The following is a 13,596-nucleotide window of genomic DNA, read 5'->3' as shown; positions in this document are numbered from 1 at the left end:
AACAGTTAATGGGGTAGCTCGGTTTTAGTCGGCCAGTTATGTCACAGTTATGAAAAGCGAGATACGATGCTAAAGTATTCAGAACACCTCCTGCCATCTGCATCTTTTGACCAACCTATTTCCGAACAGATCTGGCGGGCCAAGTATCAATACACAACCAATGGTGTGCCGCGAGATGCGAGCGTTGCTGACACGTGGTTGCGGGTCGCGAACAGTCTCGCATTGCCCGAAAAGACCGCAGACCGTCGGAATATGTCGGCGGCATTTTACGACGCCATGGACGGGTTCAAGGTGTTACCAGCGGGGCGGATTCTTGCGGGAAGCGGCACCGAGCGGAATGTCACCCTCTCCAACACCTTTGTGATGCGCGCTATCCCCGATTCCATCGAAGGCATCATGGACACCGCCAAAGACGCGGCACTGACGATGCAAATGGGCGGCGGCATCGGGTTTGACATGTCGACCCTGCGGCCAAAAGGAACGTTGGTGCGTGGGCTGGATTGCCCCGCAGCGGGGCCCGTGGCGGCGATGGATATCTTTGACACCGTGTGCGGCATGCTGGTGACGGGGATGGGCCGGGGCGCCATGATGGCCACCATGCGGATCGACCACCCTGATATTGAGGACTTCATCACCGCCAAGGCCACCCCTGGACGGCTGCGCAATTTCAACATGTCGGTGATGATTTCTGACAAATTCATGCAGGCGCTTGAAACCGGTGCCGATTGGGATCTGGTGTGGGACGGTCAGGTTGTGCGCACCGTTAAGGCGCATGATATTTGGGAAACGATCATGTGGCGCACCTTTAGCGCGGCGGAACCTGGCGTTTTGTTCATTGACCGGATCAACCAAGCCAACCCGCTGAACTATCTGGAAACCCTGTCGGCCACCAATTCCTGCGCCGAACAGCCTTTGCCGCCCAATGGCACGTGCCCGTTGACGTCTATCAATCTGGCGCGTTTGGTGACGGACCCGTTTGGCCCGAATGCCGCGATGGATGACCGGCAATTGCGGCGGTTGACCGGGGTCGCGGTGCGGATGTTGGACAATGCGATTGATGTCTCGGAATTCGCGGTCGAAGGCCAACGGGACGAAGCCGTGACCAAACGGCGTATTGGCGTTGGCGTCACGGGCGTTGCGGATGCGTTGATTATGTTGGGCGTGCGGTATGGCACACCTGCGGCGATGCGGTTGGTCAACAGATGGCTGCAGATGATCCAGAATGCGGCGTATCTGGCGTCGGCAGAGCTGGCAGCACAGCGCGGGCCGTTCCCGCTTTATGATGCAGAGCAACACTTGCAGAGCGCAAGCGTTCAGGCGCTGGACCCAGAGGTACAGCGTGCGATTGCCACACACGGGTTGCGCAACGGGGTGTTGACCACAATCGCCCCAACGGGCACCACGTCTATGTATGCGGGTAACGTATCATCGGGGATCGAGCCGGTCTTTGCGACGGCGTACACCCGCAAGATCACCGGCCCCGATGGCACCAAGACCCAAGAGCAGGTGCAAGACTACGCGGTGTGGTTGTTCCGCGAAATGTTTGGCCCGGACGCGCCGCTGACGGATGCGTTTGTCACCGCGCAAGACTTGCGCCCGGCCGACCACGTGCGCATGCAGGCCGCCGCACAGCGTTGGATTGACAGCGGTATTTCCAAGACCGTCAATTGCCCTGAGGACATTCCTTTTTCGGTGTTCGAAGACGTCTACCACCAAGCCTACGAAGCAGGCTGCAAAGGGTGCACGACGTATCGGCCAAACGCCGTGACCGGGTCTGTTTTGTCCACGTGATCATCGACGCGGGGCTGCATGTCAGTCACCGAATGCGGCAATATAGTCGCTGACATGGATGCCAAAGCGGCGCTGAAACGCGCGCCGCATGCGTTGCACATCGCCGAACCCGCTGGCCACGGCGACGGATTTCAGGGGCAGGTTTTCGACCAACAGACCCCGTGCGTGATCCACGCGCACCCGTTCGACAAAGGCGGCAGGGGTGTGGTGCACATCGCGTTTGAAATGACGTGACAAGGTGCGGGGGTTCATGCCCGCAGCCGTGGCCAAAGCATCAAGCGACCAATCCAGATGCGGCGCGGAGATGACGTTTTCGATCAGCTGGGTGAGTGTGTCGTCGCGGGTGAATTGCCCCGCCAGATGCAGCGCATATTGGCTTTGCCCCCCTGTACGCCGCAATTGCACAACCAATTCGCGCGCGACAGCCAGCGCTGTGGTGGGCCCACAATCGGCGCGTATAATAGACAGCGCCAGATCAATCCCGGTTGTGACCCCCGCCGAAGTAAACACGCGGTCTTGGGCGGTTGATATCTGGTCAAGGTCCCACAGCACTTGGGTATAGTGTTTGGTATCGGCCAGCCGCGACCAATGCGTTGTCGCCGCGCGACCATCAAGCACCCCTGCCGCGGCCAGCACCAAGGCGCCGGAACAAATGGAAATGAGCCGCCCATCGGGGGTGTCTGCCAAATGCCGGACGATGGCATCACACAGGGTTTTGTTTGGGATCAGCGCGTTCACACCGGTGCCACCGGGGATCAGCAGGTCATCGACGGGCGCGCGACATAGGGCGGCATCCGCGACCAGCCGCAGGCCACACCCCGCCTTAACGGGTGCACCGTCCAGCGATACATACCGCAGGCTATAACGTTTCTGCCCCGCGACGACTGCCGCATCAAACGCCTGAACCGGGCCAGACACGTCCAACATGTTCACGCCATCAAAAAGCAAAACATCAATGGTGCGGGTGCGTGTGTCTGGATTTGACGTCATTTTGACATTTTAGACAATGCGCACCTGTTATACCATATCAAAAACACCCCTACATTGGAGCGTCACATGCGCAGCACGATCTTGTCTCAAAACGGTACCTATCTGGGTTTGCTGGCGGCCAATACCATCCTTGGGGCAGCGATGCCGATGTTGATCATCTTGGGTGGTTTGGCGGGGTTGATGTTGGCGCCATCTACCGCGTTTGCGACGCTGCCTGCGTCGCTTCAGATGCTGGCGGGGCTGTTGGCGGCGGCGCCGTTTTCGTTGATAATGGGGCGGTACGGGCGCAAGATCGGCTTTGCCATAGGTGGTCTTTGTCTGCTTGCGGGGGGCGCGTTGGGCATGTGGGGGCTGATCTCGGGGAGCTTCATACTGCTGTGTCTGGCGCATCTGGCGCTTGGCGCGGCGCTTGCGTGTTTCCAGTATTTCCGGTTTGCCGCCGCCGAAACGGTCAGCACAGCGTGGCAACCTGTTGCGATTTCGCTGATGTTGACCTCGGGGTTGATCGCCGCCTTTGTCGGCCCGCAGATGTTTATCATGACCAAAGACGCGCTGGCGCCGGTGCCTTTGGCGGGCGGATATGCGGCGTTGGTGGGCGTGGCGCTGGTGGGGTTGGTCCCGCTGGCGTTGATCCGGTTGCCCGCACCGCCCAAAACCGCACCGCAAACCCTAAGGCAGCGCATCGCGGCATTGACGGTGCTTAGGCAACGGCCGGTGCGGTTGGCGGTGGGTTTGGGCGCGGTATCGCAAGGTATCATGGTGTTTTTGATGGTGCCGACGCCGCTTGCCATGATCGGGTGTGGCTTTGGTGATGCGCTGGCGGGTGATGTCATACGGTGGCACGTGGTGGCGATGTTCGCGCCCAGTTTCTTCACCGGGTTCCTGATCAAGAAATTCGGCGCGCACCCGATTGCCATGATCGGCCTTGGGTTCTTGGCGGTGTCGTCATTGGTGGCGCTCAGCGGTCTGACATCGGGGCATTTCTACGGGTCGTTGATCATCCTTGGCATCGGCTGGAATTTCAGTTTCATCAGTGCGACGACCCTTTTGGCACATGCGGTACCGGAGGCAGAAAAAGCGTTGGTGCAAGGAGCCAATGACACGATGATCGCGCTTGTGTCGACCCTATGCGCGTTTGTCGCCGGGGCGATTATCGCAGGGTTTGGTTGGGCCGTATTGGCGGGCGTGTCGCTGGTGTTGTTGTGCGTCGCGGGTGCGGTGTTTGTGGTGGATATGCGCGCGACGGTCTGAGACGCCCGCGGCATCGGGCGCCACCATCACGCGCATGAAGACTAGACGACCGTCACACGGTGGGTGCCCAATGCAGGGGTTGCGATATCCATGACGTCTCCTTTGACCACGGGCCCAACGCCCGAAGGCGTCCCCGTCATGATGACATCCCCCGCAGCGAGTTCGAAATACTCTGACAAATACGAGATCATCTCGGGGGTCTTCCAGATCAGTTGGGCCAGATCACCTTCCTGACGCAGGTCCCCGTTCACTTTGAGGGTGATTGCACCGGCGTTCAGGTCCCCGACGTTTTCGGCCTTGTGGATCGGCCCGATGGGGGCTGAACGTTCAAACGCCTTGCCAATTTCCCACGGCCGCCCGGCCTTTTTCATTTGCCCCTGCAGGTCGCGCCGGGTCATGTCCAGCGACAGCGCGTAACCGTAAACGTGGTCCATCGCATGATCGACAGAGATGTTTTTGCCACCTGATTTCAGGACAACGCTCAATTCCACCTCGTGGTGAACATCACGGGTGTGGGGCGGGTAGGGGAAGGTGCCGGATGTATCCAGATTGTCCGGGTTTTTCTGAAAGAAAAACGGGGCTTCCCGGTCCGGGTCATGGCCCATTTCGATGGCATGTGCTGCGTAATTCCGGCCTATGCAATAGACCCTGCGCACCGGAAACACCCCACCGGTGGCCACGGGAAGCGCCGTCACGGGGGGCGGCGATATGACATAGTCAGGCATTGTGGTGCTCCGTTATGGTTGCGTTCGAAAGACATACGCAAAGTGATCGCCCCTATATAGGGTGATAGGACGTGCGGTTCCATTCCCCCGTTGTCTTGTAAAGCACTGTTTTGGTTGGACGGGTCTGCGCCTGATCACAAACCCACATGCCATTTTGGATCACACGGTGACCTGCGGTGTTGCTGACATGGGGCTCTTGGGTTCAGGCGGCTGCCGCACGCGTTGTTTTTTTCACCCACACCTGTGGCCTGTTAGGACCGCGGGCGGTATAGGGTCGTGATGAACGATACTTTGCCCCCATGCCCCGAATGCGCGTCCACTTTTACCTATCAGATGGACGCTTTGCTGACCTGCCCGGAATGCGGCCATGACTGGGCGCCCGGCGCATCTGCGGATGCGGCACCAGAGGTTCGCGACAGCGTTGGGAATGTCTTGCAAGACGGCGACGCGGTCACAGTGATCAAGGACCTGAAGGTCAAGGGGTCGTCGTCTGTCGTTAAAGTGGGCACGAAAGTGCGCAGCATTCGGTTGGTCGCGGGCGACCACGATATTGATTGCAAAGTGCCGGGAATAGGGCAAATGGGGCTCAAGTCCGAATTTGTAAAGAAGACATCAAACTAAGACGCACGGGGCTTATTGTCGCTGGGGTGGCCTAGCACCACCACCAAGCCCATTGATGTGAATCGGAAAAACCAAACGGGCATTGACTGGCCTGTTTTAGCCGGTGTTTGGCAGCCAATAACGCCATTTATATACCGCCTTATTTGATATCATTTCACATGATTTTGAAGTTTCTTTGTCAACCTGCACACCCTTCGATCTTGGGAGCGCAGAATGATTGTTTCAGCGGGCGTCAGGCCAGCCGTTTTGCGGCGTGCGGCTGTTATTTTTTGCGCGCTTGCCGGTCCTGTGCTGTCGCAATCCCCCGAGATCGGGGTCGCCTAACGAAACAGAATTCACAAGTATGGCTATTCTCAAGTGGGTCCAGGACACAGGTGTCGAATGGCATTACATCGCGCCCGGCAAGCCGAGGGCGCTTACGCCTTTTTCGATCGGGATCACAAATATGTTTTGTTAGAAATGCGCCACCAAAACCGCCACCAATTTAATGGGGTGGGTTCGTAATTTACTATTAACCCATTGAATTTATTGGAGGCGAGTAGGAGAATCGAACTCCTGTACACGGATTTGCAATCCGGCCATTTATCCTATCATTTCAAGGGGGCTTTGTTTCAAAACAGCCCTCTACAAACCGTGAACTAAACAAGAATGTTTCAAGCGCCCTGATATCGCTATCTGCCTCCTTGGAGGAAAAGCCATGAGTGGTATGGCATTGATTTGGGCCGCGAACGTCAAAGGGCTGAAACCAGCAGCCAAGATCGTGCTCATTCAGCTGGCCGACTTCCACAACAAAGAAACTGACCAGTGCAACCCAAGCGCTAAGCGTTTGGCTGATGAATGCGAGATGGGCCGCGCAACGCTGTTTCGGCACATGACGACGTTGGAGGAATGCGGCCTTGTCACGCGCCATGCCCGTGGCGACGGTGATGGCGGGCGCGGGTTCAATCAGTATGAATTGCACCTCGACATCACCCTTGGTCCCAGCGCCCGTCCGAAGGGTGGTAGCAGCGGTGCGAATGGGGTTTCGTCTCAAAATGAGACGGGGGGAAACGTCTCAAAAATGCGGGGGAAAAGTCTCAAGGGTGAGACGGGGGTAGTCTCAAATCGGGACAGGAACCTTACCATTGAACCTAAGAAAGAACCTCCTTCGCGCAGGCGCGAGGCGGCGGCGGTGGATGAAGATGTGATCTGTATTCTAGCGGCGTATCCCCAAGATCGGCGTCGTGACGAGGGAACCTGCCACCAGCTGATTTCAGACGCATTGCAGTATGTGTCAGTTCAGGATTTGCTCAGTGCAGTCCAAGCCCACGCCGCCCGAACGACGGGGTTCACTCGCAGCAAGGTTAGCTTTTCAGATAACTGGTTTCGCCGCGAAGAATGGCGTCGGCGCGTCGAAGAGGAGCGGGAACACTCGAAGAGTGACAATCGCGCAATGGCTCAACTGGTCGCCAATGCTGCCGAGTGGATTAAAGGCAAGAGTCCGCTGTGCAAGCACGTGTCACATGAGCATGCGATCGCCGCTATCGACGCTGGCTTGCTGACCAAACAACAGGTCGTAGCTGCTGGAATTCAGCTATGACGTGGGGGTTGCATCGCAAGTTTCTCGGGGGGTGGTCAGTCCTTGCAATACCTCGTCCGAACAGCGTTCACACGGCAAGTGAGGGAGAGGTATTGCAGCCGCCAACGGTGGCTTCGATCTGGTGCAGATCGGCGGCGCAGCCGCTTGGTTGGGTGCAGGGGCGCAGCGCCTTGCCCGGCGAGTTGTTTATCAACTCAATAGTCGGTCCATATTGTGTTTCGTTCGGCGGGGACAGTTGATCATGTCGGGTCCGCAATTTTTGCACCTCCAAAGCTTCTCACGTAAACCGAACAAGATCGGCCAGAGCGTTCAACAAGTCTTGGACGAAGCGGCTCGGGAGTCGGAATTTTCCATGCATGTCGACGGTCCAAAATCGCCAAATCTGATTTATGGCATGCCGCCTCAACGCGTGCGTAAGATGCATGATGACCTCGTAGCGGCTGGGTATGACGAAGCTACGTTGAAGGATGGTACCATCGCAAAGCGAGGCATTCGGAAGGACCGTCACACCCTGCTAACTGCCGTCGCCTCATATCCATTGTTGACTGAGCAAGTCGCGGACGGTTCTGCTGATCGAGCGGAATACGAACGCTGGATTGAACTGAATATCAGTTGGATGAAAGAGATGTTTGGCGACCGACTTGTATCGGTGGTTGAGCATGTAGATGAGAAATATCCGCACATTCACGCCTTCATTTTGCCTCTGGGCGATGCCAGCTGTTCTGCGCGTCACCTGAACCCGGCTTGGCAGGTCAAGGAAGAAGCTGAGGCGTTGGCCAGAGAAAGTGGCAAACCTTCCAAGGAAGCCGTCAAATTCGGTAATCGTGCTTATCGCGCGCGAGGTCGTGAACTGCAGGATGAGTATTTCACCGAGGTTGGTTTGCCTGCTGGCTTGACCCGTTTAGGGCCGAAGCGTGAGAGGTTGTCGCGGGAACAGTGGAAGCAACGAAAAGAGCAGGCCAGACGCGATGGGGATCTGCACCGCCAAATGTCTGAACGTGTTGAGAGCCTAGCTGATGCGGAAGCGCAGTTTGATGAGGATGCCGATCAAAAAGCAGCCGAGGTCGCGGATAAATTAGCACGTGTTGAGGCGCTTTACGATGAGGCCTTGTCGGCGAAAGACGATGCGGAGGCGGAGGCCGAAATGATCCTTCGTCAGGCTGAGACGAAGAAGGCCGAAATTGAACAACTCGCTCAGTCAGAACTGGCCCATCAAATGGAACTATTGGAAAAAGAGACTTCAGACCTTCAATCTGAGCGCTTTGCATTTGAACATGAAAAACAGACGGTCCTGCGAGAGACTGTGTTGCGCGCCGCGTCTGTGACAGCGCGGGTTCTGATCGGCGTCCTTACAGGCAATGTTCGGTTCGATGACGAAAGGTCAGAACTACAGTTTGATGATCCCAGGCTCGCCCAAGATGTGGAGTGGTTGGAAATTGCACAGGTTATCGAAAAGGTCGTGGTATTGGTCAGCAAGGTATGGGGCAAGCTGACCGGGATGCTGTCCACCTCACAGGCTGAGCAAGAACGCGAACAAATCTCCGAGGTGCTTAAGCCTATTTCACGACCACAATCGGGGGGAATGCAGCCATGACAAATGATCTCGACAATCGGATTGCAAGCCTTGAAGCAAAGCGGCGGACGAACGGCTTGGCAACGGCGCGTGACGCAGAGCAAGTCGTTGAAGAACTGCACGAGGCTGTCCGTCAGGCGTCCTTTTCCGTTGGCGGCCTGAATGCGCGGACAGATTTGATTGATGAACGCGCCTCCGCTTTGGAACAACGCATTCGGCAAATCTGGGTGCTCGTCGGTGCTGGCGTTGTTGTCTCGGTTGTTACAGCAGTACTTATCGTCGCTTTTGCGTTCTGGTCTGCGGCAAGGCTCAAAGCTGCTGCCGAGAATGAAGCGTCGTTTCTTCTTGAGGCAACGACTGCGGAGGTTGCAGCATCACGTCGGGATGGTGAGATGGCGTTAGCTGAACTGCAGAACGATCTTTTGCATCAACGTGACCAGGCGGCTGGACAGCTTGTCCAAATCGAGGACGACCTTGCTGCAATGGCTCAGGCAAGAGATGCTGTGCGGCAAGAGCTTGAGAATTTCATCACATTACGGGACAGTGTTGGTATCCAGTTGTTGGACTTTCGGGGCCATACGTTGGTTGTTATCCCTGAAGGTTTGCGGATCAGACGTTGGGAAGCGGACGACCTGTCCGAGATTGCACATTTGAATGGGCGGATGTACCGGCTCTCGGATTGAGGTTAGGTGGTGCTGCCAGCCTATTACGCCATAGCGTAATAAATTGAAAAATACGTTGCGGCGTAAATTCTAATAATATACGCTCTAGCGTAAAGGAGCGCACAATGGAATCTCTCGCCCGCACACCAGAACACATTGGGACTGCCCTACGACGTGCCCGCAAAGCTAAGGGATGGACGCAGAAGGATGTCAGCGCGCGGTCAGGCTTGCGCGTTGCAACAATTTCTTCGGTCGAAAACGGTGATGCTGGCACGCAAATCAAAACCATCCTCGCGATCATGATGGCACTGGGTCTTGAGTTTTGGATCGGCGATCGCGGCGCAAATCAGCCTGACATTGAGGACATATTCTGATGGCGCGCAAGCTGACAGTATTGCTGAACGGGCGACTTGTTGGCGAGATCGATATGGCACGCAGTGGGGCGATCACGTTCAGCTATGCGCAAGACTGGCTGGCATGGGAGCACGCGTTGCCTGTGTCGCTCTCTCTGCCGCTGCAAGAGCAAGCGCATCAGGGCGCACCCGTAATAGCCTATTTGGAGAACCTGCTTCCCGACAATCCGGCGATCCGGGAACGTGTTGCCGCCAAAGTAGGTGCCGGCGGTACAGATGCATACAATATGCTCGAAAAGATCGGCCGTGATTGTGTTGGCGCGTTGCAGTTTGTAGCGGGAGACATCCCACCCAAACCAACAGATTTGGAAGGTGAACCCGTGTCAGATGGGCAGATTGCCGACATCCTTCGGAACCTTGCCACGGCTCCACTTGGAATCGAAGAGGATGATTTTCGGATTTCGTTGGCTGGCGCGCAGGAAAAGACGGCACTGCTGCGCAAAGACGGTGCTTGGATCAGACCTCTCGGCATGACGCCGACGACGCATATTCTGAAAACTCAGCTAGGCGTTTTGCCAAGCGGCATCAACTTGTCGGACAGCGTCGAGAACGAATTCCTGTGCATGACGTTCTGCCGCGCGATGGGCATGGACGTGGCCGAAGTTGAAATCGTCGATTTTGAGAATGTTCGGGCATTGTCGGTCACCCGTTTTGATCGACGCTGGACACGAGATGGGCGGCTAATCCGCCTTCCACAGGAGGACTTTTGTCAGGCGCTTAGTGTGCCGCCCAGCCAGAAATATCAGATGGATGGTGGCCCAAGTGTTGCGGACGGTATGCGATTGCTGGCTGGCAGTGACCGGCCCAACGAGGATCGGCTAGCGTTCTTCAAGGCGCAGATTCTGTTTTGGTTGCTTGGAGCGACCGATGGTCATGCGAAAAACTTTAGCATTGCACTGCGCCCCGGTGGCGGGTTTGGCATGACACCGCTCTACGATGTGCTGACGGCCCAGAAAGCCGTCGATGATGGTCAAATTCGGCACAACCGCATGCGATTAGCGATGAGCGTTGGCGATCAAAACCACTATCGGATCAATGAAGTTGTGCGGAGGCATTTTCTAGAGACAGCAAAGGTGGTCGGTCTGGGACAGGAGTTGGCGAATAGCATGATCGACGACATTCTTTACCAGCTTGACGGCGCAATTGAGCAAACCCAAGTAAAGCTATTGCCGGGCTTTCCGGATACCCTACTGGGTTGTCTGCTGGATGGGCTTCACGCTCGAGCACAAAACCTGTCTTAAGTGTAACTCGCAGTTCAAAGCTGTTCAGGAACCTGTTTGCCCAGTTCGAGAATGAAGTCCGTGCTGTTGGCTTCAAGGGTTTTCAAAACAACCAGCAACTCAATGACATCGAGACGGCGCTCGCCAACTTCGTATTTCCCAACAAATGACGCAGGCTTCCCAATACGCTGCGCCAACTGCGCTTGGGACAGGCCCGATTTGTCACGCGCATTAACCAACTGCGCAAGCAGATGTTTGTAAGCAGCAGTATGTACGGTTCCAGCCAATGAATGTTCCACCAATCAATTTGATGAAACGGCTACCCCCATAACGGGTTTACCCCCAAAATGGGGGTGATATACTTATTCAAGTCATATCCAGTAGAAGGACCGCCCCAATGCAGACGATCACATTTTTCGCTACCAAAGGCGGCACGGGACGCACGGTTTCCACCATGGCGCTGGCGTCAGGCTTTCTGGCGATGGGTAAACGTGTGCTTGTGCTCGACTGCACGGATGAGGCCAAGGCCGACCCCAGACGGGACACGCCAACGACATTGCAACGCTGGCGCAAGGCTATGTCGTCAAGCGGTGTGCTTGAAGATCGCCTGCAATTGCTAAGCTGCACAACCCGCGAAGATATCGAGGACATGCTGGCGTCTGCTGATACCGACGGCTTTGACATCGCGCTGATCGACACGCGCATCCTTCCGCAAGAGCCGCAAGGCGCGGCCCTCGGGCGCGCTGACCTGATCCTGTCGCCTGCAATCGGAGAATTTGAGGCTAAGAACGTAGTTAAGGGGATCAGCGAATACTTGGTTGAACCGGACAATGTGCTGGGATTGATCCCTGGCTGTCGTGCCGGTGCGGCAGACATCCCCGCCACACGCGCTGCATTCGCCAGTATTCCGATCCTCAAAACAGAACTGCCATGGTCCGAAGCGATCGGCGATCAGGTCGTCAACGGCGATATCGGCCACTTCACTGAGTGTCTGGCCTGCGAACAATTCGGGACCGGCTATGGGCGTTTTCGCGAAGCACAGGCCGCATGGTCTGCCGTCCTTGCCCTCACTGTCGAAGTACAATGGGCGCTCGACGGCCTGCAACTGCAACCGCACGTTTCTGAATGGAAACAATTTGTCACCAAACAGAAAGCATCAGCATGAGAATATTATCAATCTTCGCCTTTCTCTCACTCGCAACGGCTTCACCCGCCATTGCAGAAGACACGCTGACGCCGCTGCCTGCCCCAGCAGAGCGCCCCTACGCCTATGAGATACTCGGTTTGCAACCAGGCGACCCTTTCGCGGATGTACTGGCTGTTTACGCTGACCGCACTGAGGCTGAACCCACCAGCGAAAGCGAAGTGCTGCGGGTGCAATCCCCCGAAGGTAATGTCTTCGAGTTCACTTACCAGCAATTCAGCCGTATCGGCGATGTTGGCATCAACGCGCGCTTGGCTGGCGCTGCCCAGGATCAAATCACGGCCCGTCTTGCGTCCGGCGCGATGGAACAGCGCCCAATGGCAATTTTCCGCAGTATTCGCCAACCAAGCGACCAGTTGCCAGCGCCATTAGAACTGCGAGCCCAGATCGAAGAGACCTACGGTCCGGCCTCGCGTGTCGAAATTACCGGACGTGAAATGACCATCCTTTATGCATGGAGCACCGAAGGTTTCATCGCAGACCTCGATGCGCTGCCTGCATTGATCCAAGAGGAAACAACCACGTCTTACGGCAACACGTCGACCAACACATCTCAGTATGAGATTTGCGGGAGCGCCGGACACTACATCAATAATGTCGACTACCGTTTCCAGTTTCCGCGCGAGAAAGAGATCAAAACTGGCTGTATCGCAACCTTCAGGATCTTCTATCGCGGCGAACCCGGTATGACATCCATCAGTTTCTCACTGGAGGACTACGAACTAGGCCGCATCCATATGGAAGAGCTCGACCGCCAGATTGTCGAAGCCCTGACCGGTGAGGAGGTCGAGGCCTCGGATATGGATCTGTAATCCATGGATAGCCAGACGCATCTGAACGCGCTATGAGACACGCATGATCATGAAGCGCGTACATATCACCCAAACCTAGCGCCCCCCAACATTCGGCGGGCGGCTTCGCGCTGTTCGCCCCGATGATCATTCATCTCCGCACCTGCCCGTCGCCGTCCGCGCCACCACCGCACGACGGAGAACCGACATGACCAACTGGTACACAGCTGACCCCCATTTCGGGCATGAGAACGTCATCAAGTTCTGCAATCGCCCCTTTCGTTCGGCGAACCACATGGACGCAGTTCTCATGCAGAACCTATGGGCCATGGTTGGCCCCAAGGACGTGCTTTGGATCATTGGCGACTTCGCCCATGGGTCAAAAGCCAAAGACGCCGAATGGCTCACCAAGCTCTTTGACAAGCTCCCCGGTGCAAAAAAGCACCTCGTCGTTGGCAACCATGATTTGGAGCCAACACAAACATTGCCGTGGACAAGCGTATCGCATCTGGCCGAGGTTCGCGACGGCCCTCAGAAGCAGGCGCACACGCTTTGCCACTACCCGTTGATCACATGGAACCACGCCCGCCGTGATGCGCTCCAGATATTTGGCCATGTCCACACTAACTGGAAAGGTTCACGCAACAGCGTCAACGCTGGTGTCGATGTCTGGGACTACATGCCCGTCCGTTTTGAGGACATCGCGCGCCGTGCCAAAACGCTGCCTGTGAACAAGCATTGGGCCGACGTCGAACATAACGTGAAGGAAATCTGAT

The 13,596-nt window shown here is 56.4% G+C and carries 14 protein-coding genes; 11 read left to right on the top strand and 3 right to left on the bottom strand.

The genetic code is table 11. The annotated features are described in order from the left end of the window. The first annotated feature begins 66 nt into the window (after positions 1–66). Entirely contained in the window at positions 67–1,791 is a 1,725-nt protein-coding gene (locus ABJH13_RS01575; protein ID WP_348404460.1) for an adenosylcobalamin-dependent ribonucleoside-diphosphate reductase, read from the top strand. Between the two features lie 21 nt (positions 1,792–1,812). Here ABJH13_RS01575 and ABJH13_RS01570 read toward each other — a convergent pair whose 3' ends face one another. Continuing rightward, positions 1,813–2,781, bottom strand: a complete 969-nt coding sequence (locus ABJH13_RS01570) for a helix-turn-helix domain-containing protein (RefSeq protein WP_348404459.1) — start codon at positions 2,779–2,781, stop codon at positions 1,813–1,815. Positions 2,782–2,847: 66 nt separating this feature from the next. On the opposite strand from ABJH13_RS01570, the gene ABJH13_RS01565 reads away from it, so the two are divergent. After that, a complete protein-coding gene (locus ABJH13_RS01565) occupies positions 2,848–4,032 on the top strand; it encodes an MFS transporter (protein ID WP_348404458.1) in 1,185 nt (394 codons plus the stop codon). 41 nt (positions 4,033–4,073) lie between these two features. Here the strand turns inward: ABJH13_RS01565 and ABJH13_RS01560 are convergent, their stop codons facing one another. Continuing rightward, positions 4,074–4,757, bottom strand: a complete 684-nt coding sequence (locus ABJH13_RS01560) for a fumarylacetoacetate hydrolase family protein (protein WP_348404457.1) — start codon at positions 4,755–4,757, stop codon at positions 4,074–4,076. Positions 4,758–5,036: 279 nt separating this feature from the next. On the opposite strand from ABJH13_RS01560, the gene ABJH13_RS01555 reads away from it, so the two are divergent. From ABJH13_RS01555 to ABJH13_RS01530, 6 genes are all read left to right on the top strand, one after another. Beyond that, positions 5,037–5,378 (top strand): zinc ribbon domain-containing protein YjdM, encoded by a 342-nt coding sequence (locus ABJH13_RS01555; protein WP_348404456.1) that lies wholly within the window; start codon positions 5,037–5,039, stop codon positions 5,376–5,378. Positions 5,379–6,075: 697 nt separating this feature from the next. Continuing rightward, the gene (locus ABJH13_RS01550) at positions 6,076–6,957 is read left to right on the top strand and encodes a helix-turn-helix domain-containing protein (protein WP_348404455.1); all 882 of its coding nucleotides are present in this window, start codon (positions 6,076–6,078) and stop codon (positions 6,955–6,957) included. A gap of 241 nt (positions 6,958–7,198) precedes the next feature. Beyond that, positions 7,199–8,551: a hypothetical protein gene (locus ABJH13_RS01545; protein ID WP_348404454.1), complete on the top strand. Its 1,353-nt coding sequence runs from the start codon at positions 7,199–7,201 to the stop codon at positions 8,549–8,551. Next, positions 8,548–9,213, top strand: coding sequence for a hypothetical protein (locus tag ABJH13_RS01540; protein ID WP_348404453.1), 666 nt, complete (start codon positions 8,548–8,550; stop codon positions 9,211–9,213). The genes ABJH13_RS01545 and ABJH13_RS01540 overlap by 4 nt, the downstream gene beginning before the upstream one ends. Before the next feature lie 104 nt (positions 9,214–9,317). Continuing rightward, positions 9,318–9,566 (top strand): helix-turn-helix transcriptional regulator, encoded by a 249-nt coding sequence (locus tag ABJH13_RS01535; RefSeq protein ID WP_348404452.1) that lies wholly within the window; start codon positions 9,318–9,320, stop codon positions 9,564–9,566. Beyond that, positions 9,566–10,846 carry a type II toxin-antitoxin system HipA family toxin gene (locus ABJH13_RS01530; RefSeq protein ID WP_348404451.1) on the top strand — a complete coding sequence of 427 codons (1,281 nt, stop codon included), beginning with the start codon at positions 9,566–9,568 and terminating at the stop codon, positions 10,844–10,846. Before ABJH13_RS01535 ends, ABJH13_RS01530 begins: the two co-directional genes overlap by 1 nt. Positions 10,847–10,860: 14 nt before the next feature. Here ABJH13_RS01530 and ABJH13_RS01525 read toward each other — a convergent pair whose 3' ends face one another. Beyond that, entirely contained in the window at positions 10,861–11,112 is a 252-nt protein-coding gene (locus ABJH13_RS01525) for a helix-turn-helix transcriptional regulator (RefSeq protein ID WP_348404450.1), read from the bottom strand. A gap of 110 nt (positions 11,113–11,222) precedes the next feature. Between ABJH13_RS01525 and ABJH13_RS01520 the strand changes: the two genes are divergently transcribed. From ABJH13_RS01520 to ABJH13_RS01510, 3 genes are all read left to right on the top strand, one after another. After that, positions 11,223–11,990 carry a hypothetical protein gene (locus tag ABJH13_RS01520; protein WP_348404449.1) on the top strand — a complete coding sequence of 256 codons (768 nt, stop codon included), beginning with the start codon at positions 11,223–11,225 and terminating at the stop codon, positions 11,988–11,990. Next, complete coding sequence (locus ABJH13_RS01515; RefSeq protein WP_348404448.1) at positions 11,987–12,841, top strand: hypothetical protein; 855 nt, start codon at positions 11,987–11,989, stop codon at positions 12,839–12,841. The genes ABJH13_RS01520 and ABJH13_RS01515 overlap by 4 nt, the downstream gene beginning before the upstream one ends. A gap of 187 nt (positions 12,842–13,028) precedes the next feature. Next, entirely contained in the window at positions 13,029–13,595 is a 567-nt protein-coding gene (locus ABJH13_RS01510; RefSeq protein ID WP_348404447.1) for a metallophosphoesterase, read from the top strand. Position 13,596 lies beyond the last annotated feature (1 nt).

This window comes from Roseobacter sp. (genome assembly GCF_039970775.1).
GTDB lineage: Bacteria > Pseudomonadota > Alphaproteobacteria > Rhodobacterales > Rhodobacteraceae > Roseobacter.
This window is presented reverse-complemented; position numbering and strand designations above follow the sequence as displayed.

Coding starts and splice junctions, on each gene's coding strand:
- ABJH13_RS01575 (WP_348404460.1), top strand. CDS start 67: ATGCTAAAGTATTCAGAACACCTCCTGCCATCTGCATCTTTTGACCAA.
- ABJH13_RS01570 (WP_348404459.1), bottom strand. CDS start 2,781: ATGACGTCAAATCCAGACACACGCACCCGCACCATTGATGTTTTGCTT.
- ABJH13_RS01565 (WP_348404458.1), top strand. CDS start 2,848: ATGCGCAGCACGATCTTGTCTCAAAACGGTACCTATCTGGGTTTGCTG.
- ABJH13_RS01560 (WP_348404457.1), bottom strand. CDS start 4,757: ATGCCTGACTATGTCATATCGCCGCCCCCCGTGACGGCGCTTCCCGTG.
- ABJH13_RS01555 (WP_348404456.1), top strand. CDS start 5,037: ATGAACGATACTTTGCCCCCATGCCCCGAATGCGCGTCCACTTTTACC.
- ABJH13_RS01550 (WP_348404455.1), top strand. CDS start 6,076: ATGAGTGGTATGGCATTGATTTGGGCCGCGAACGTCAAAGGGCTGAAA.
- ABJH13_RS01545 (WP_348404454.1), top strand. CDS start 7,199: ATGTCGGGTCCGCAATTTTTGCACCTCCAAAGCTTCTCACGTAAACCG.
- ABJH13_RS01540 (WP_348404453.1), top strand. CDS start 8,548: ATGACAAATGATCTCGACAATCGGATTGCAAGCCTTGAAGCAAAGCGG.
- ABJH13_RS01535 (WP_348404452.1), top strand. CDS start 9,318: ATGGAATCTCTCGCCCGCACACCAGAACACATTGGGACTGCCCTACGA.
- ABJH13_RS01530 (WP_348404451.1), top strand. CDS start 9,566: ATGGCGCGCAAGCTGACAGTATTGCTGAACGGGCGACTTGTTGGCGAG.
- ABJH13_RS01520 (WP_348404449.1), top strand. CDS start 11,223: ATGCAGACGATCACATTTTTCGCTACCAAAGGCGGCACGGGACGCACG.
- ABJH13_RS01515 (WP_348404448.1), top strand. CDS start 11,987: ATGAGAATATTATCAATCTTCGCCTTTCTCTCACTCGCAACGGCTTCA.
- ABJH13_RS01510 (WP_348404447.1), top strand. CDS start 13,029: ATGACCAACTGGTACACAGCTGACCCCCATTTCGGGCATGAGAACGTC.